The sequence below is a fragment of the Streptomyces sp. ISL-66 genome (assembly GCF_018614135.1).
Classification (GTDB): domain Bacteria; phylum Actinomycetota; class Actinomycetes; order Streptomycetales; family Streptomycetaceae; genus Streptomyces.
On the sequence record NZ_JAGGOW010000040.1, the window covers coordinates 43,566 to 60,718 of the forward strand.

Genomic DNA, 17,153 nt, shown 5'->3' on the forward strand with positions numbered 1-17,153 from the left:
CCCGCCCCCGCCCGCGAGGGTCCGAAACGGGACCGGCTATTCCCCCCAAGCCCCCAGCAGCCGTGACACCGACCGGTCGAACACCTCGTCCGGTTCGGTCAGTTCGCCCGGCACCCCCGGCGCGGACGCGAGCACGCCCGCCAGGAGCGGGTACTCCCCCGTCGCCAGCCGGGAGCCGAGCCAGGCCGCCCGTACGCCCTGTTCGGCGGCCTCGCTCCAGGGGAGCTGGCGGGCCCGCTCGGCCAGGGCCAGTTCGCCCGCGACGAAGGCGGCCACCGTGCCGTTGATGGCGGCGATCAGCTCCAGTTTCTCCCCGCCCGGGGCCCGGAGCGGCGCCAGGCAGGCCAGGCTGTGCTCGAGGTACCGCAGGGCGTTCGGCCCGAATCCGTAGACCGGGCTCAGCAGCCGGGGCAGCCATGGGTGCCGGTGCATGATGCCCCGGGTCTGGCGGGCCAGCGCGAGCTGGTCGGCCCGCCAGTCGCCGGCAGGCGGCGCGAGCTCGTACTCCCCGCTGACGGCGTCGACCATCAGCTCGTACAGGTCCTCCTTGCGCGGCACGTAGTTGTAGAGGGACATGGTCCCGGCGCCGATGCCGGCCGCCACGCGCCGCATGGAGACGGCCTCGATCCCTTCGCCGTCGGCGATCCGCACCGCCTCGGCGGCGATCGAGTCGCGGCTGTGCGCGGGCCGCGGGCCGCGGCCGGCCCGCGGCGGGCGGGCCCAGATCACTTCGGGTTCAGCGGAGCGGCCGCTGGGTGTCATCGCTCATCACCTCGTCCATCGCTCACCATCGTAGTTACGTACGACGTACGTAGTCAGGTAGGGTGCACCGCATGACTACTACGTACGCCGTACTTAGTGAGGGTCTGGAGAAGAACTACGGCGAGGTGCACGCCCTTCGCGGCCTCGATCTCGCCGTCCCCGAAGGCGCGGTCTGCGGCCTCCTCGGCCCCAACGGCGCGGGGAAGACCACCGCCGTCCGGATCCTCGCCACCCTCACCGCGCCCACCGGCGGCCGCGCCCTCGTCGCCGGCCACGACGTCGTGCGCGACCCGGCCGCCGTCCGCCGCGCCATCGGGGTCACCGGCCAATCCGCCTCGGTCGACGGGGACTTGACCGGCCGCGAGAACCTGCGGCTGTTCGCCCGCCTCGCCGGACTGCGCGGCCGGGCCGCCCGGGAGCGCGCCGACGAGCTGCTGGACCACTTCGGCCTCGCCGGGGCCGCCGACCGGGTGGCGGGCACCTGGTCGGGCGGCATGCGCCGGCGCCTCGACCTGGCCGCCGGGCTGGTCACACGGCCCCGGGTGCTCTTCCTCGACGAGCCGACCACCGGCCTCGACCCGGCCGCCCGCGAACAGATCTGGACGGCCGTACGGAGCCTCGCGCGGGAGGGGACGAGCGTGCTGCTCACCACCCAGTACCTGGAGGAGGCCGACCGGCTCGCCGACGACATCGTGGTCGTGGACCACGGCCGGACCGCCGCCACCGGCACCCCGGCCGAGCTCAAGGCGCGGATCGGCTCCTACGCCGAGGCCACCGTCGCCGGGGCCGGGGCCCTCGCGGGCGCGGCCGCCGTGCTCGACCAGCTGACCGGGGGCCTGCCCGTCCTGGACCGGGACCGCCTCACCGTCGGCGTGACCGTGCTCGACGCCGGACTCACGCTGCCGCGGATCGTCCGCGCACTGGACGCGGCCGGGATCGCCGTCACCGACGCGAGCCTGCGCCCGCCCACCCTCGACGAGGTCTTCCTGCGCCTCACCGGGGCCCGTCCCGCCACCACCGAGCCCAAGGAGCACGCCGCATGAGCACCCTCCTGTCCGACGGCGGCGCCGTCCTCACCCGCCAGTTGCAGAAGGCCCGGCACGCCCCGGCGCTGCTGATCCTGACCCAGACCATGCCGGTCGCCATGCTGCTGTTCTTCGGCTACGTCTTCGGCAGCGCGCTCGCCATGCCCGGCCGGGAGTACCGGCAGTTCCTGGTCCCGGGACTGCTCGCCGCCACCGCCGCGAACGGGCTGATGGCGGGGATGTTCACGGCGGCGCAGGACGCGCACCGCGGGGTGACGGACCGCTTCCGGACCCTGCCGATGAGCCGGACGGCCGTGCCGCTGGGACAGACGGCCGCGGATCTGCTGACCACCGCCGTCTCGATGGTGCCGCTGATGCTGGTGGGGCTGGCGATGGGCTGGCGGGTCGAGAACGACCCCGCGGGGGCGCTCGGAGCCCTCGGTGTGCTGCTGCTCTTCCGCTTCGCCACCGCGTGGGTGGGGACGTACCTCGGCCTGCTGAGCAAGAGCGAGGAAGCGGCGGGCCAGCTCGGAAGCGCCACGTTCCTGCTGCCGATGCTCTCCGCCGCGTACCTGCCGACGGCGGGCCTGCCCGGATGGCTGCGTACCGTCGCCGAGTGGAACCCGATCAGCGCCGTCGCCACCGCCGTGCGCGTGATGTGCGCAGGCGCCGGCGGCGAAGCCGCAGAGGCCGCGGCGGGCGCCGCCTGGCCGGTCGCGCACCCGGTGGCCGGGGCGCTGCTCTGGTCGCTGGTCCTGCTCGCCGTCTTCGTGCCGGCGGCCACGCGCCGGTACGCGCGCGGCCGCGACTGAGCGGAAGCCGGAGCAGGAGCGGAGACCGGGCCCGGCGGCATGGGACGGGGTGGCCCCCGCCCCCGCCCCCGTCCCCGTCCCCGCACAGACCCGGGCCGCGCGGCCCCCGCCACCCGGAGCCCCGAGGCCCGGGGAGCCCCGCGGCCCGGGAGCCCGGCGGCCCCGACCGGCCCGGAGGGTGACAGATCTCCTCCGGGCCGGTAGGCAGAGGGTCATGGAACCCGATACGCACGCCACCGACCCGCTGCCGCTCGACGGAATCACCGTCGTCGCCGTGGAGCAGGCCGTCTCGGCCCCCTTCGCCACCCGCCAGCTCGCCGACCTCGGCGCGCGGGTCATCAAGGTCGAGCGGCCCGACGGCGGCGACTTCGCGCGCGGTTACGACACCGCCGCGCACGGTCTCGCCTCGCATTTCGTCTGGGCCAACCGGGGCAAGGAGTCGATCGCGCTCGACCTCAAGGATCCGCGCGGCCGCGAGCTCCTGCACGGGCTGCTCGACGGGGCCGACGTCTTCGTCCAGAACCTCGCGCAGGGCGCCGCCGCCCGGCTCGGGCTCGACTCGGCCGCGCTGTGCGCGCGTTACCCCCGGCTGGTCGCCGTGGACGTGTCCGGCTACGGACCCGAAGGCCCGTACGCCCACAAACGCGCCTACGACATGCTCGTCCAGTGCGAGGCCGGCCTGGTCTCGGTGACCGGCACGCCCGAGCGGCCCGTCAAGGCGGGCATTCCGGCGGCGGACATCGCTGCCGCCATGTACGCCTTCTCGGGGGTGCTCGCGGCCCTGCTGCGGCGCGGGACCACCGGGCGCGGGGGCAGGGTGGAGGTGTCGATGCTGGACGCGCTCGCCGAATGGATGGGGCACCCGCTGCACCACACGATGCACGGTGGGGAGCAGCCGGTGCGGACCGGGCTCGCGCACGCCGTCATCGCGCCCTACGACGCCTACCCGACGGCGGACGGAGACCGGGTGCTGCTCTCGGTCCAGAACGACCGGGAATGGCGCAGGCTCACGGAACAGGTGTTGGAGCGCCCGGAGTTGGCCGACGACCCGGGATTCGCGACGAACGCCGCGCGCACCGCGAACCGGGAGAAGACCGATGCGGTGGTGGCGGACGCGCTGGGCCGGCTCGGCGCGGCCGAGGCGATCGGCCGACTGGAGGAGGCGGGCATCGCCTGCGCGCGGCTGAACTCGGTGGCCCAGCTCGCGGCGCACCCCCAGCTGGCGGCCCGGGACCGCTGGCGGGAGGTGGGCTCGCCCGCGGGTCCGCTGCGGGCCCTGCTGCCGCCGATCGGACTGCCCGGCGGCGCGGCACCGCACATGGGTGCGGTGCCCGCGCTCGGCGAACACACCGAAGCCCTCCTGCTCGCCCTGGGGATGACGGGTGAACAGATCACGGCATTGCGCCGGGACGGCGTAGTGCGCTGACGGGGCAGAATCGATCGGGCCGCCGATCGGGCCGGGAACGAAGCGGCGTGAGTGCTGGGACGGGACGTCTACGAACGGCGGCTGCCGAAGAGCGTGCGACGCAGCCGACGCAGCGGTGCGAAGAGCGAGACGCGCGCGCTCCGGCTCCGCAGGCGGTGCGTGTGGTCGCGCGAGGTGAGCTCGCGCATGAGCAGCGTCGCCTCGGCTGACTCGCGGTGCGGGACGGCGGGACCGCCCAGCACGGCGAGATGGCGGTCGAGGCGCGAACTGGTCGCGCCGCTACCGCAGGTGATGGCAGGCACGCGAGGCGGCCTGCTGCGCATTGCTATCTGTTCCATGTCTCTCCCCACCCGTACGAGGGCACCCGGCCCACCGGGCAGGTTAAACCCTACCGCCCCCGCGTCGCGCCCGGGTATCCCGGTGGTGTGAATTGCCCCTGTGGCGAGCGGGAGTTGACGATTACTCAGCGGAGTCACCCGTCACTCTCCGCGCAAACCGAGGGCTCCGCAGGGCCTTGCGGGGGCTTCCCGCCGCCGCAGGACCCGCGGGCGGCCCCACGCGGACTCCCTGCACCTCCACGCCGACCCGGCGGCGGGGCGCCCGGAGCCGCAGCTCCCCCTCGGGGCGTGACGGGAGCCACACCGTGCGCGCTGCGCTAACTTGGAGTGATCGCCCGGTAACGCTGTTGGGGGCGCACGTGAATGAGGCTTGGAGTGACTGAGTCTGCGTCGAACGACGGCGAGAACGCCGCGCGGGTCATCGCCGGGCGCTACCGCCTGCTGGGCCCGCTCGGGCACGGCGGGATGGGAACCGTGTGGCGGGCCCGCGACGAGGTGCTCGGCCGCGAGGTCGCCGTCAAGGAGGTGCGGGCACCGGCCGGGATGGACCCCGCCGAGGTGAGCCGCATGTACCGGCGCCTGGAACGGGAGGCCTGGGCCGCGGCCCGCGTCTCGCACCGGGGCGTCGTCACCGTCTACGACGTGGCCACCGAGGACGGCCGACCGTGGATCGTGATGGAGATCGTACGGGGTCTCTCGCTCGCGGAGGTCCTGGAGGGCGACGGGCCGCTCCCCCCGCAGCGGGCCGCGCACATCGGCGAGCAGGTGCTGTCCGCGCTACGCGCGGCGCACGAGGCGGGGGTGCTGCACCGGGACGTGAAACCGGGCAACGTGCTGATCGCCAACGACGGCCGGGTGGTGCTCGGCGACTTCGGGATCGCGAGCCTGGAGGGCTCCACCGCCATCACCATGACGGGCGAGGTGGTCGGATCCCCGGAATTCCTTTCTCCGGAGCGGGCGTTGGGCCGGGAACCGGGTCCCGAGTCGGACCTGTGGGCGCTCGGGGTGATGCTGTACACCGCCGTCGAGGGGGTCCCGCCCTTCCACCGGGACACGCCGGTGGCCACGCTGCGGGCCGTGGTGGACGAGGACTTCCCGCCGCCGGTGCGCGCCGGGGCGCTGGCTCCCGTACTGGAGGGACTGCTGGTCAAGGATCCCGGGCAGCGGCTGCCCGCGACGGAGGCGGCCCGGATGTTGCGGATCATCGGCGCGGGCGGAACCGTACGGGGCTTCGGCGGACCGGTGTCCGGGCCGACCGTGGCGCTTGCGGCGGGGGCCGCGTCGGGGCCGACGGTGGGTCCGGACACCCCGGTCTCCCTCGTGCGGCACCGCCACGGCCGTCCCACGCCGCCGGCGCCGGTGCCCGCGCCGATGTCCGCCCCCGGGACCGGCGGACCGCGCCGGCAGGGCGGGGCCGGGGCGGTCCTGACCGCCGGGATCGTGCTGCTGGTGGTCGTGGTGGCCCTGCTGGGCTGGCTGCTGTGGAGGGACCTGCGGGACACCGGCGGCGACGGCGGGGTCCGCCCCACGCTCCCGGCGACCCCCACCGCGAGCGCCGACGCCTCGCCTTCGCCCAGCCCCTCCCCGAGCCCGTCCGAGAGCCCGTCCGCGTCCCCTTCGGCGTCCCCCTCGGCCACTGCGCCGGCGAATCTCACCGTGTCCGCGGTCCAGGCCGTCCGCGACGGCTACCGCGGCACCTGCCCGGCGCCGGCTGCCGAAGCGCCCGCCTTCACGGCCACCGTGACCGTGGACCGGACCCCGGCCGTGCTGGAGTACCGCTGGGCCACGCGGAGCGGGGAGACCTCCGGTCCCGGCTGGCAGTCGGTCACCTACCGGGCGGGCGGGCCCGCGAGCATGCGGCTGGACCACACGGAGCTGACGTACTACCCGGACGCGACCTTCGAGGACGCGGTGCGGCTGGAGATCCGGAGCCCGGCGGAGGTGTCCTCGGCCTGGCTGGAGTACTCCGTGACGTGCGAGGAGGAGACCCCGACGGACGGGGCCTCCTCCCCTGGCGCTTCCGGTCCGAGCGGCTCCCCGTCACCGGAGCCGGGAGCGACCGTCAGCCCTTGAGCGCGCTTCGCGGGCCGTTGGACCCTCAGGCCGCGCCGGTGAAGACGGGCAGGTAGCCGCCGGACTGTCCGGCGGCGGTCGGGTGGTACGACTCGCCGATGTCGAGCCAGTTGAGGCTGTGCAGCCACTCGCTACCGGAGCAGATCTCGTGGCCGGTGAAGGCGCCGGCCACCGAGGCGAAGGCGAAGCCGTGGTTGGCGGCGCGTTTGGCGATGGCGGCGTTCAGGTAGTCGGAGGCGCCGTTGATGGCCGTGCGTTCGCCCTCGGTCAGTCCGGCGACGCAGGTTCCGTTCAGCTTGTAGAAGCGGGGATAGCCGAGGACGACCACGCGGGCGCCCGGGGAACGGCTGTGGATGGCGTTGTAGACCTGGTCGAGCTGGCCGGGGAGGGTGGAGTCCACGTACGCCTTGGCCTGGTTGACGCGACTGATGCACGCGGACTCGGACTGGAGCACACAGGTCGTCATGACGTCGGAGAATCCGGCGTCGTTGCCGCCGATGGTGATGCTGACCAGGTCGGTGCCGGAGTTCAGCGGGGTGAGCTGGCCGTTCATCACGTCACCCGTGCGGGCGCCCGAGCAGGCGGCGAAGGAGAAGGTCTGCGGGGCGTGGGCGGCGGCCCAGAGCGCCGGGTAGGCGCGCGTGGTGCGCTTGCAGTTGCCGCTCGAACTGTCGTAGTTGCCGGCGCCGACTCCGGACGAGTACGAATCGCCGAGCGCGACGTAGCCGAAGTCGGCCGCGGCGGAGGCCTGTCCCGCCCCGAACAGGGCGGCGCCCGCGGCGAGTAACAGGGCGGAGGCGAGGGCTGCGAAGCGCGGCATTCTCATGCTCATGTATGCGGCTCCTTGTGGGGGGTTACTCCTCAGTCCGTGATACAAGGAGCGGAGCCTTGCCGGAAGTGTTCATGTCAAGAATGTTCCGGGTGGACATGGGGTCCGAATCTTCACCCGCACCGGGTTTGAAGAGGGGACTCCGCCACTCGATCCGGCTAAACACGGGTGCACGGGGCCAGTTCGTGCCGGATCATGGGCGCCATGCCAGCCAACCCTCAAGACGCGCTGCCGATCCGGCTCAACGTCGACGACAGCGACTCCCCGTCGGACGTCGTCGACGCGCTGTTCCTCGGCCGCTTCGCGTCCGGCGAGCAGCCCTACTCGCACAGCGTCTCGATCGAGCGGGTGAAGGCGGGCGCGACGCTCCTGCCGCCCCAGGCCACCGTGTTGCGCTCAGCGCGCGACACCGACCGCAGCGCGACGCTCGCCGAGGGCGAGGGATGGACCATGCTCGTCTCCCGCTGGAGCCGGGGCGCGGACGTCACCGTCACGGCCGTCAGCGACGAACTCGCCGCCGGAGTGCTCGACGAGGCCACGGACGGGGCGCAGGACGAGCCCGAACCGCAGCCCGAGAACGTCACCATGGGGTTCTGGTACGTCTCCCCGCGCCGCGGCCCGTACCGCACGACCCGGCAGATCGCGGCCGGGACCTGGGCCGAGGTGCGGCCCAACTACACGGCCCCGGTGGCCGGGGCGATGGACCGGCTGATGAAGGTCACCCCGGACGACATCTCGGGCCGACTGCTCCTGCTGCACGGCCCGCCGGGCACGGGCAAGACCTCCGCGCTGCGCACGCTCGCGCGGTCCTGGCGGGACTGGTGCCAGGTGGACTGCGTGCTGGACCCGGAGCGGCTGTTCAACGACGTCGGCTACCTGATGGACATCGCGATCGGCGAGGACGAGGGCACGGCGAAGGGCCGTTGGCGGCTGCTGCTGCTGGAGGACTGCGACGAGCTGATCCGCGGCGAGGCCCGGCACACCGCCGGGCAGGCGCTGTCCCGGCTGCTCAACCTCACGGACGGGCTGCTCGGCCAGGGGCGCAACGTACTGGTGGGCGTAACGACCAACGAGGACCTGGAGCGGCTCCACCCGGCCGTGGTCCGGCCGGGCCGCTGCCTGGCCCGGATCGAGGTCGGCCGGCTGACGCACCGCGAGGCCGTGGACTGGCTCGGCACGGACGAGGGCATCTCCCGCGAGGGCGCGACGCTGGCGGAGCTCTACGCCCTGCGCCGCGGCGCGACGGGCCCCGCGGCCCTACTGCCGCCGCAGAGCCAGGACTCCGAGGCGGGGCTGTACCTGTAGGGCCCGGCGGGCGGGGTGCGCGAGATGCGCCGGGCCGGCGCGCGGGGCGACGACAATGGGGGCGCGGCCCGAAGCCCGCCCCCGTCGGCCGTGTACACCCGTGCCACACCCGGGGGCCCACGAACAGGAGAACCCACCGTGCTCGAACCGGCGCAGGAGAACCCCTACCCCGACAGCCACGTCCTCGGTGAGGGTCCCGAGCCGCATCCACAACTCCAGCCGGTGCTGGGCCTCATCGGGCGCTGGCACGGGCGGGGAAGCGGTGAGTACCCGACCCTGGAGCAGGGCTTCCGGTACGAGCAGGAGATCACCTTCGGCCACGACGGCAGGCCCTTCCTCTGCTACGAGTCGCGCGCGTGGCTCGTCGACGGGTCCGGGAAGGCCCTGCGCCCCGCGGGGCGGGAGACCGGGTGGTGGCGGATCCTGCCGGACGCCTCCATCGAGGCCACGCTCGCCCACCCGACGGGAATCGTCGAGACGTACGTCGGGCGCGTGTCCGGCACGGAGATCGAGATGGCGACGGACACGGTGGGGCTGACCCCCCGGGCCAAGGAGGTGACCGGCATGCGGCGCCGGTACGTGCTCCAGAACGGCGAGCTGACGATCGAGCAGGACATGGCCGCGGTGGGACAGCCCATGCAGCACCACCTCCGCGCGCGGCTGCTGCGGCGCAAGGGCTGACCCCCGCGGGGCGCCGGACGCCGGGTCAGGGGGTGCGGGTGCCGGTCGGCAGGGGTGTCAGCCGTCACGGGTGCCGGTCGGCAGGGGTGTCACCCGGCAGGGGCACCAGCCCGCAGGGGTATCAGCCGGCGTACCGCGCGCGCAGCGCGTCCAGCGCCGCCGCCACCGCTTCGTCGAAGGTCAGGCCCAGCCGCCGCGCCCGCTCCGCATAGGCCTGCGCGGCGGCGGCCGCCTCCCGGGCCGCGCCGTCGCCCGCCGCCGCGACGAAGCTGCCGCCCCGGCCCCGCGTCTCGATCACCCCGTCCGACTCCAGCGCCCGGTACGCCTTCGCGACCGTGTTCGCCGCCAGCCCGAGCTCCTCCGCGAGTCCGCGCACGGTGGGCAGTTTGAAGCCGACCGGCAGCCGACCGGCCCGCGCGCCCTCGGCGATCTGGGCGCGCAACTGCTCGTACGGGGCGGCCGCGCCGGCCGCCGCGTCGATCCGGATCTTCAGGTTCGTGGAAGTCGAGGTCACACCCCGATTGTCCCCCATCGGCCCCGGCCCCGACCCTGAGACCGGCCCGGACCCGCCCCGGACCCCGGTCCGTGCGCACCCCGCACACCGCCCCGCACGCGCCCCGGACACCGCCCCGCAGGCGCCCCGCACGCACCCCGGACGCGCCCCGGACGCGCCCCGGACCCCGCTCCGACACCGGTCTGGACACGCGCCGCGGCGCCACGCCCGCACCGGCGGCGAAAATCGAAGGCGCGCGCACCCCTCGCACCCCTACCGTCGCGCACATGAGCCCGAGCATTCGCGACCTGCGCCCGAACGACCCTGAGGACAGCGAGTCCATCGTGAGGGTGCGCCGCGCGGCCCTCCCCTTCATGATCAGCTCCGCCCCGGGAGTGGCCTTCGAGGTGACTTCCGCGCACCCCGACAAGCGCTACCGCCTCCTCGTCGCCGAGACCGGCGACGGCCGGGTCATCGGCACCGCGCAGGTCGGCATCGCCTACAACAGCCCCGTCCCCGGCCAGGGCTTCGTCAACACCTACGTGGATCCCGCGGCGCGCGGGCTCGGCGCCGGGAGCGCCCTGCTGCGCGCCGCCGAGGAGCACCTCGCCGCCGAGGGCGCGAAGGACTCGTACGCCTGGGTGCTCGACGAGCCGCCCCACCGCGCCTTCGCCGAGCGCCACGGGTACCGCGCCTCCCGCTCCGCGCACTTCCTCCGCCTCGACCTGGCCTCGGCCGCGCTGCCCACGCTCCCCGGGACCCTGCCGGCCGGTGTCGAGCTGCGCCCCGGTTCGGCCTACGCCGCCGATCCGCGCCCGCTCTTCGAGGCGGATGCCGCGGCTTCGCTCGACGAACCGGGCGACGTGACGGTCGAGTTCGACGACTACGAGGACTGGCTGCGGCACACCTGGAACAACCCGTACCTCGACCACGAGCTCACCACCGTCGTGCTGGTCGACGGCGGGGTCGCCGCCTTCACCGCTGCCCACACCGACGGCGCGACCCGCTACTCCTCCGCCATGACCGGCACCCTGCGCGCGTTCCGCGGCCGCGGGCTGGCCAAGCTCGCCAAGACCGACTCGCTGCTCCGGGCCCGCGCGGCCGGCTACACGGAGGCGTTCACCGGCAACGACACCGGCAATGCCCCGATGCTCGCCGTCAACACCTGGTTCGGGTACGAGATCTGCGCCACCGAGACCCGCTTCGCCAAGCCCCTCGCCCCGTCCGCCGACTGAACGACCGGACGACCGGACGACCGGACGACCAAGAGCAAAGGATCCACCCCGATGACCGACCGGTTCACCGTCACCCTCACCAAGGCGGGCCGCACCAAGATCAGCTACCCGGCGGAGCTGGTCGCCGATACCGGCACCCGGATCACCGTACGGGCGCCCTGGGCGGCCGAAGGAGTGCGGGACTTCGGGTTCGTGCGCTTCGAGCCGGGCGACGTGTTCACCGAGCACTTCTGGCGCGACCGCTGGTACGCGGTCAAGGAGGTGCGGACCGGGGGGGGCCTCCTCAAGGGCTGGTACTGCGACGTGACCCGGCCCGCGGTGGTGACGGACGGCGCGATCCTGGTCGAGGACCTGGACCTGGACCTGTGGGTGTCGGCGGACGGCTCCGAGGTACTGCGCCTGGACGAGGACGAGTTCGCCGAGAGCGGGCTCGCGGACGCCGACCCCGCCGCGGCCGCCGCGGCCGTACGGGCGCTGGATTCCCTGGAGGCGCAGGCCCGTTCGGCGGCCGGACTGGGCGCGCTGCTGTCCTGAGGTACGGGGTTTGCCCCGGTTCCGGACGGGATCCGACCCGGTTCCTGTGGCCCCGCTTAGCGGTTCCTTAACGGGGCCCTAAGGATCGGCTCCGGGGGGCCGAAGTCGGCGAAACGCCGGGTGCGGGCGGTTAGTTTGGCTGGGCCAGGGAGGGCCGGAGGCGGCGCCGCGCACCCGTGAGGGGCGGCGCCGCCCAGCCTCGGCCCCCTGGTGCACCCCAGACTCGCGCTGCCCCGTGCCGCGCCCCGGAGGAGATCCACCATGTCCGCACGCCGTACCGCCGCCCGTATCGCCGCCGCCGGTTTCGCCCCCCTCGCGGTGGCCTCGTACGCCGTCTCGTCGGCGGCCGCCCACGGTTCGATGACGGACCCGGTCAGCCGGGTGGCGGCGTGCTACGCGGAGGGCCCGGAGGCCCCGAAGTCCGCGGCCTGCAAGGCGGCGGTCGCGGCGAGCGGGTCGCAGGCGTTCTACGACTGGAACGCGGTGAACATCGCCAACGCGGCCGGGCAGAGCAAGTCCCTGATCCCGGACGGGCAGCTGTGCTCGGCGGGCAACAGCAAGTACAAGGGGCTGGACCTGGCGCGCGCCGACTGGCCGGCGAGCCCGCTGGCCCCGGGCGCGCACACCTTCCGCTACAAGGGGACCGCCCCGCACAAGGGCTCCTTCGAGCTGTACGTGACGAAGGACGGCTACGACCCGTCGAAGCCGCTGAAGTGGTCGGACCTGGAACCGGCGCCGTTCGTGAAGGTCACCGATCCGGGGATGCGGAACGGCGAGTACGTGTTCTCCGGCACCGTCCCGAACAAGACCGGCCGGCACCTGGTCTACAGCGTCTGGCAGCGCTCGGACAGCCCGGAGGCCTTCTACTCCTGCTCGGACGTGGTCTTCGGCAAGGACAACGGCGGGAGCGGCGCCGGTACGGGTACGGGTACGGGTACGGGTACGGGTACGGGTACGGGTACGGGGAGCACGGGCGGCGCCGGAACGGGCGGCACGAACGGCAAGCCGACCACGCAGCCGGGTTCCAAGCCCTCCGGCCTGCCCTCGGACGCGCCCTCCGCTGCCCAGCCGTCGGAACAGCCGTCGGAACAGCCGTCGGCCCCCACGGACCAGCAGATCGCCGCCGGCGCGGGCAAGTCCACGGTGGAGCACAACGGCCACGGGGACAACGACCCGAAGACGAACGCCCAGGCCGCCCCGTCCCCGGTCCCCTCGCGGAGCGAGGCCGACCTCGCGGAGACGGGCGGCAGCAGCGCCACCCCGGCGATCGCGATCGCCGGGGCCGGCGTCCTGGCCATCGGTGCGGCCGTGCTCTTCGGGCTGGCCCGCCGCCGTGGAACGCCGGGCCGCCACGGCCGCTGACGGCGGTGACGGACACCAGCGACCGCTGATGGCTGCCGACAGTGAACAGGGGGCTGCCGGCAGCCGTCAGCGGGGAGGGGGGCGGCCGTCCGGAACGATCACCGGACGGCCGCCCCGTGGCGTCAGGCGAAGACCGACGCGCAGGTGGTCCGCTCGGCGTGTGCCGGATCGAGGGCGTTGACGGCCTCGTGCCAGGCGATCCGGTCGGTGAGGCCGATGGCCACGTGCTCCGACAGGTCCACCGCGCACAGGTCCTGGAGCAGCACGTTGCGGACGTTCGGCCCGTCGAGGAACTGGCTCCGGTACGGGGTGACCACCTCGTCGTAGCGGGTGGCGATCACCGTGTACGTGACCCCGGGGACGGTGTCCCCGCCGGCGTTCAGCTTGTTCTGGAAGGCGGATCCGGCGATCTGGTCGGCGAGCCCGGGTGTGGCGGCGCTGATCAGGTCCTCGGCTCCGGGGAAGTACGGGAGCAGCTGGGTGAGCCCGTTGAGGGTGGTCCCGTGGTTGTCGGGGGCGAGGCCGACCAGGGCGTTGACCTTGGCGCCGCCGCCGAGGAACTTCAGGTAGTAGCGGGGCATCATGCCGCCCTGGGAGTGGCCGACGATGTCCGTCTTGGCCGCCCCGGTGGAGGCGAGCACCTTGTCCACGAAGGTGTCGAGCTGGCCGGCCGACTGGTCGATGGGACCGAGCCCGTTGAAGAGGGGTACTCCGGGCAGCTGCCCGTAGTCGAGGGAGTAGACGCAGTAGCCCCGGTGGACGAGGTACGGCGCGAAGCCGAGCCAGTTGTCCACGGAGTTCCCGAAGGTCCCGTGGACCAGGACGACGGGGCGGGGGTGGGCGGCGGACGGTTTGCAGGACCAGTTGTTCCAGCCGCTGCTCGGCGCCGAGGCGGCCTGGGCCGCGCCGGTGGGGGCGACGAGTGCGGCAGCGGTCAGGGTGAGGACGGCCAGCGGGCGGAGCAGGCGTCTCCAGGGCAGCATCGTGTGATCTCCTTGCGGTTCAAGGGGAGTAACGAGGGATGGCGCGGGAAGTACGTGGGGGTTCATCCCGTGATCCGGATCACAAGGGGTGCTGCAGCCGCCAAATTACGGGCGAGTAGCAAAACTGGGAAGTTACGCGTCGGTAAAAGATGAGCCCGGTTCGGAATCGGAAGAGGACGAAGAGGACCGCCCGAAGCGTCCTTCATCCGTTCGGCCCACCCCTGCTGCGCCCGGTCCCCGGTGCGCCGAGCGTGTGAGACATGACCCAGCCCACCGGTACAGACGCAGGCCCGCCCCTCGGGTTCCTCGCCGAGATCAAGGACGCCGTGACCACCCGGGCCGCCCTGCTGGTCCTGGGCGTGCTCGCGCTCCAGCTCGCCTTCATCACCTCGTACATCGGCGCCTTCCATCACCCGCGGCCGAGCGGGATCCCCTTCGCCGTGGCCGCGCCCGCCGCGCCGGTCGCCGAGCGGTCCGCGCAGCAGCTCGACACCCTGCCCGGCACACCGCTCGACGCCCGCACCGTCAGGGACGAGGCGGCCGCGGTCGAGCAGATCATGAACCGGCGGGTGGACGGCGCGCTGGTCATCGACCCGGCCGGCAAGACCGACAAGCTGCTGGTCGCGAGCGGCGCCGGGGCTTCCCTGTCGCAGGCCGTCGAGGAGATCGTCGGCCTCGTCGAGAGGAGCGGGGGCCGTACCGTCCGGGTCGTCGACGTGGCCCCGGTCACGGCCGGTGACGGGCGCGGCCTGAGCTCCTTCTACCTGGTCGTCGGCTGGTGCGTGGGCGGCTACCTGTGCGCCGCGATCCTCGCGATCAGCGCCGGCGCCCGCCCCGCGAACATCCACCGGGCCGTCATCCGGCTCGGCGCGCTGCTCGTATACGCGATCGCGGCCGGGCTGCTCGGCGCGGTCATCGCCGGCCCGGTCCTCGGGGCGCTGCCCGGCAGCATCACGGGCCTGTGGGGGCTGGGCACGCTGGTGGTCTTCGCGGTCGGCGCGATCACGCTGGCCTTCCAGGGCATCGCGGGCGTGATCGGCATCGGCCTGGCGATCCTGCTGGTGGTGGTCTTCGGCAATCCGAGCGCGGGCGGCGCCTATCCGTACCCGCTGCTGCCTCCGTTCTGGAAGGCCATCGGCCCGTGGCTGCCGCCGGGCGCCGGTACGTACGCCGCGCGCTCGATCGCGTACTTCAAGGGCAATGACGTCACCGGGCCGCTGCTGGTCCTGAGCGGCTGGGCCGTGCTCGGCTCGGCCGTCACCCTGGCCTGCGCGGTGTTCCGCAGGGGCAGGGCCGGCGCGGCGGTGGGCAGCGGGCTCCCCGGCGGACCCGACGACGCGGACGTGTCCGGTGCGCCGTCGGAGGCGGGCGGCCGGTGAACCGTCCCGTCTCGCGCAACCTTCAGGGGCCGGCCGAACAGGCCGTATCCGTCCAGCGGATGGAGCCCGGCGTGCGGGACGCCCACGGCACCGCGGGAAGCGGCTGCTCGGCCGTATCCGCGCGTGCCCGGCGAGCGCCCGGGCGGGGACTGCGGTCCACGCGGTCCACGCGGTCCACGCGTCAGGCCGACGGCCGGGACGGCGTGTGGCGGTGGGCCTCCGTGCCCGCCACCACCTCGCCCGCGACGACCACCACCTCGGCGACCGTGCCCGGGATCCGCTCCGGGGCCACGGTCAGGATGTCCCGGGACAGGACCACGAAGTCCGCGGCCTTGCCCACCGTCAGGGAACCCCGGTCCGCGTCCAGGAAGTTGGCGTACGCGGAGCCCATCGTGTAGCCGTACACCGCCGTCGCCGCGTCCACCGTCTCCTCGGGCTGCCAGGGGTCGCCGCCGTCGAGCGGGCGCCGGGTCAACGCCGTGTAGATGCCGACCATCGGGTCCATCTCGGCGACGTTCCAGTCGCTGGAGAACGCCAGTACCGCCCCGGCCTCGTAGAGGCTGCGCATCGGCCACGCCTTGTGCCAGCGCTCCTCGCCCACGTTCTCCGCCCAGTCCTGGCCCGGACCGGCGATCTCCGGCGCGCAGTGCCTGGGCTGCATGCAGGCGACCACCCCGAGCTCCTCGAAGCGCGGAACGTCCTGCGGATCCAGGCACTCCACGTGCACGACCTGGTGGCGGGCGTCGCGCGGGCCGTTCACCGCCCGTGCGTGCTCGACGGCGTCGAGGACCGTGCGGATGCCGCGGTCGCCCGTCGCGTGGACGAAGCACTGGAAGCCGCGCGCGTCCAGGCGGGCGAGGAGCTCCGCGAACTCCCGCGCCGGGTAGAAGGTCTCGCCCCGGTGCGAGCCGCAGCCGGTGTACGGCTCCAGCAGCGCGGCCGTGCGCGGCTCCACCACGTCGTCGATGTACAGCTTGAGGGGGCCCACCCGCAGCCGGTCCCCCGAGTAGGTGCGGGCCGCCGCCTCGAAGAGGTCGAGGTCCTCCTCGGTGGTGCCGCGCGGGTGGAACAGGGCGGCTACGATCCGCGAGCGCAGCCGGCCCTCGGCGCGCGCCCGCTCGTACAGTTCGAGGTCGTCCAGGGAGTTCTGGGGTTCCACGACCGTGGTGATGCCGAAGCCGATCGCGTCGTCGAGGCTCTTGGTGAGGCGGCCGTACTGGCGGTCCGGCGAGGCCCACGGCACGCCGAGGTCGCGCAGGGCGCGGTGGCCGTCGCGGGAGAGGCCCTTGATGGCGAAGTCCTTGACGAAGCCGGTGGGCTCGCCGGTCCGCGGGTCCACGGCGGCCGTGCCGAAGGGCAGGTCGGTACGGTCCTTCGCGACCCCGAGGCGGTGCATCGCCGCCGTGTTCAGCCAGGCCGTGTGCACGTCGTAGGAGAGCACGATCGCCGGGACGTCCCCGGTGACCGGGTCCAGATCGGCGGCGGTGGGCATGCGTCCGCCGGGGACGGCGGAGTAGTCGAAGGCCTCGGCCTCGATCCACTCGGCGTCCGGGTTGGCCTCCCGCCAGGCGCCGATCCGGTCGAGGACGGTGTCCAGCGTCCGCGCCCCGGCGAGCTGCACGCACGCGCCGTCGGAGCCGAGCCGGACGTGGTTGTGGGCGTCGATGAAGCCGGGCAGCACCAGCCGGCCGCCCGCCTCGATCCGCTCGGTACGGGGCCCCGCCCAGGCTTCGGCCTCCGCGTCCGGGCCGACCCAGACGATCCGCCCGTCGAGCACGGCGAGGGCTTCGGCCTCGGGCAGGCCGGGGTCCACGGTGTGGATGCGGGCTCCGGTGAGCAGCAGGTCGGCGGGGGTGGGGTGCGGCATGGGGTGGTGCTCCTGTGCAGAGGGGGTACGGATGGGCCGTGCGGGGAGG

General features: G+C 73.9%; 16 protein-coding genes. 10 read left to right on the plus strand and 6 right to left on the minus strand.

Annotation, left to right across the window (positions count from 1 at the left end):
- Positions 1 to 36 precede the first annotated feature (36 nt).
- Positions 37 to 762 (minus strand): TetR/AcrR family transcriptional regulator, encoded by a 726-nt coding sequence (locus J7E97_RS09405; RefSeq protein ID WP_215024384.1) that lies wholly within the window; start codon positions 760 to 762, stop codon positions 37 to 39.
- 71 nt (positions 763 to 833) lie between these two features.
- Here J7E97_RS09405 and J7E97_RS09410 point away from each other — a divergent pair, with 71 nt between their 5' ends.
- The 3 genes from J7E97_RS09410 to J7E97_RS09420 all read left to right on the plus strand — a co-directional run bounded on the left by J7E97_RS09410 (position 834) and on the right by J7E97_RS09420 (position 4,025).
- Complete coding sequence (locus J7E97_RS09410; RefSeq protein ID WP_215024386.1) at positions 834 to 1,805, plus strand: ATP-binding cassette domain-containing protein; 972 nt, start codon at positions 834 to 836, stop codon at positions 1,803 to 1,805.
- Positions 1,802 to 2,599, plus strand: a complete 798-nt coding sequence (locus J7E97_RS09415) for an ABC transporter permease (protein ID WP_215024388.1) — start codon at positions 1,802 to 1,804, stop codon at positions 2,597 to 2,599. Before J7E97_RS09410 ends, J7E97_RS09415 begins: the two co-directional genes overlap by 4 nt.
- A 214-nt stretch (positions 2,600 to 2,813) precedes the next feature.
- Positions 2,814 to 4,025: a CaiB/BaiF CoA-transferase family protein gene (locus tag J7E97_RS09420; protein WP_215024390.1), complete on the plus strand. Its 1,212-nt coding sequence runs from the start codon at positions 2,814 to 2,816 to the stop codon at positions 4,023 to 4,025.
- Between the two features lie 68 nt (positions 4,026 to 4,093).
- Here J7E97_RS09420 and J7E97_RS09425 read toward each other — a convergent pair whose 3' ends face one another.
- Entirely contained in the window at positions 4,094 to 4,363 is a 270-nt protein-coding gene (locus J7E97_RS09425) for a hypothetical protein (RefSeq protein WP_215024392.1), read from the minus strand.
- A 375-nt stretch (positions 4,364 to 4,738) separates the two neighbouring features.
- Here J7E97_RS09425 and J7E97_RS09430 point away from each other — a divergent pair, with 375 nt between their 5' ends.
- Positions 4,739 to 6,436 carry a serine/threonine-protein kinase gene (locus tag J7E97_RS09430; RefSeq protein WP_308346437.1) on the plus strand — a complete coding sequence of 566 codons (1,698 nt, stop codon included), beginning with the start codon at positions 4,739 to 4,741 and terminating at the stop codon, positions 6,434 to 6,436.
- Between the two features lie 25 nt (positions 6,437 to 6,461).
- Here J7E97_RS09430 and J7E97_RS09435 read toward each other — a convergent pair whose 3' ends face one another.
- Positions 6,462 to 7,262, minus strand: coding sequence for an SGNH/GDSL hydrolase family protein (locus tag J7E97_RS09435; protein WP_215024452.1), 801 nt, complete (start codon positions 7,260 to 7,262; stop codon positions 6,462 to 6,464).
- Positions 7,263 to 7,469: 207 nt separating this feature from the next.
- Here J7E97_RS09435 and J7E97_RS09440 point away from each other — a divergent pair, with 207 nt between their 5' ends.
- Entirely contained in the window at positions 7,470 to 8,570 is a 1,101-nt protein-coding gene (locus tag J7E97_RS09440) for a DUF5925 domain-containing protein (protein ID WP_215024396.1), read from the plus strand.
- A 138-nt stretch (positions 8,571 to 8,708) separates the two neighbouring features.
- Positions 8,709 to 9,251, plus strand: a complete 543-nt coding sequence (locus J7E97_RS09445) for an FABP family protein (protein WP_215024397.1) — start codon at positions 8,709 to 8,711, stop codon at positions 9,249 to 9,251.
- 121 nt (positions 9,252 to 9,372) lie between these two features.
- On the opposite strand, the gene J7E97_RS09450 is transcribed toward J7E97_RS09445, so the two are convergent.
- Positions 9,373 to 9,783: a GntR family transcriptional regulator gene (locus J7E97_RS09450; RefSeq protein WP_215024399.1), complete on the minus strand. Its 411-nt coding sequence runs from the start codon at positions 9,781 to 9,783 to the stop codon at positions 9,373 to 9,375.
- A gap of 248 nt (positions 9,784 to 10,031) precedes the next feature.
- Here J7E97_RS09450 and J7E97_RS09455 point away from each other — a divergent pair, with 248 nt between their 5' ends.
- From J7E97_RS09455 to J7E97_RS09465, 3 genes are all read left to right on the plus strand, one after another.
- Positions 10,032 to 10,979, plus strand: coding sequence for a GNAT family N-acetyltransferase (locus J7E97_RS09455; protein WP_215024402.1), 948 nt, complete (start codon positions 10,032 to 10,034; stop codon positions 10,977 to 10,979).
- Positions 10,980 to 11,030: 51 nt separating this feature from the next.
- Positions 11,031 to 11,513, plus strand: coding sequence for a DUF402 domain-containing protein (locus J7E97_RS09460; protein ID WP_215024404.1), 483 nt, complete (start codon positions 11,031 to 11,033; stop codon positions 11,511 to 11,513).
- A 261-nt stretch (positions 11,514 to 11,774) separates the two neighbouring features.
- Positions 11,775 to 12,875 (plus strand): lytic polysaccharide monooxygenase, encoded by a 1,101-nt coding sequence (locus J7E97_RS09465; RefSeq protein ID WP_215024407.1) that lies wholly within the window; start codon positions 11,775 to 11,777, stop codon positions 12,873 to 12,875.
- A 122-nt stretch (positions 12,876 to 12,997) separates the two neighbouring features.
- Here the strand turns inward: J7E97_RS09465 and J7E97_RS09470 are convergent, their stop codons facing one another.
- Positions 12,998 to 13,858, minus strand: coding sequence for a triacylglycerol lipase (locus J7E97_RS09470; protein ID WP_215024409.1), 861 nt, complete (start codon positions 13,856 to 13,858; stop codon positions 12,998 to 13,000).
- Between the two features lie 260 nt (positions 13,859 to 14,118).
- Here J7E97_RS09470 and J7E97_RS09475 point away from each other — a divergent pair, with 260 nt between their 5' ends.
- On the plus strand, positions 14,119 to 15,237 hold the full coding sequence (locus tag J7E97_RS09475; protein ID WP_215024410.1) for a DUF3533 domain-containing protein: 1,119 nt from the start codon (positions 14,119 to 14,121) through the stop codon (positions 15,235 to 15,237).
- A gap of 181 nt (positions 15,238 to 15,418) precedes the next feature.
- Here J7E97_RS09475 and J7E97_RS09480 read toward each other — a convergent pair whose 3' ends face one another.
- Complete coding sequence (locus J7E97_RS09480) at positions 15,419 to 17,104, minus strand: amidohydrolase (protein ID WP_215024412.1); 1,686 nt, start codon at positions 17,102 to 17,104, stop codon at positions 15,419 to 15,421.
- Positions 17,105 to 17,153: the final 49 nt, after the last annotated feature.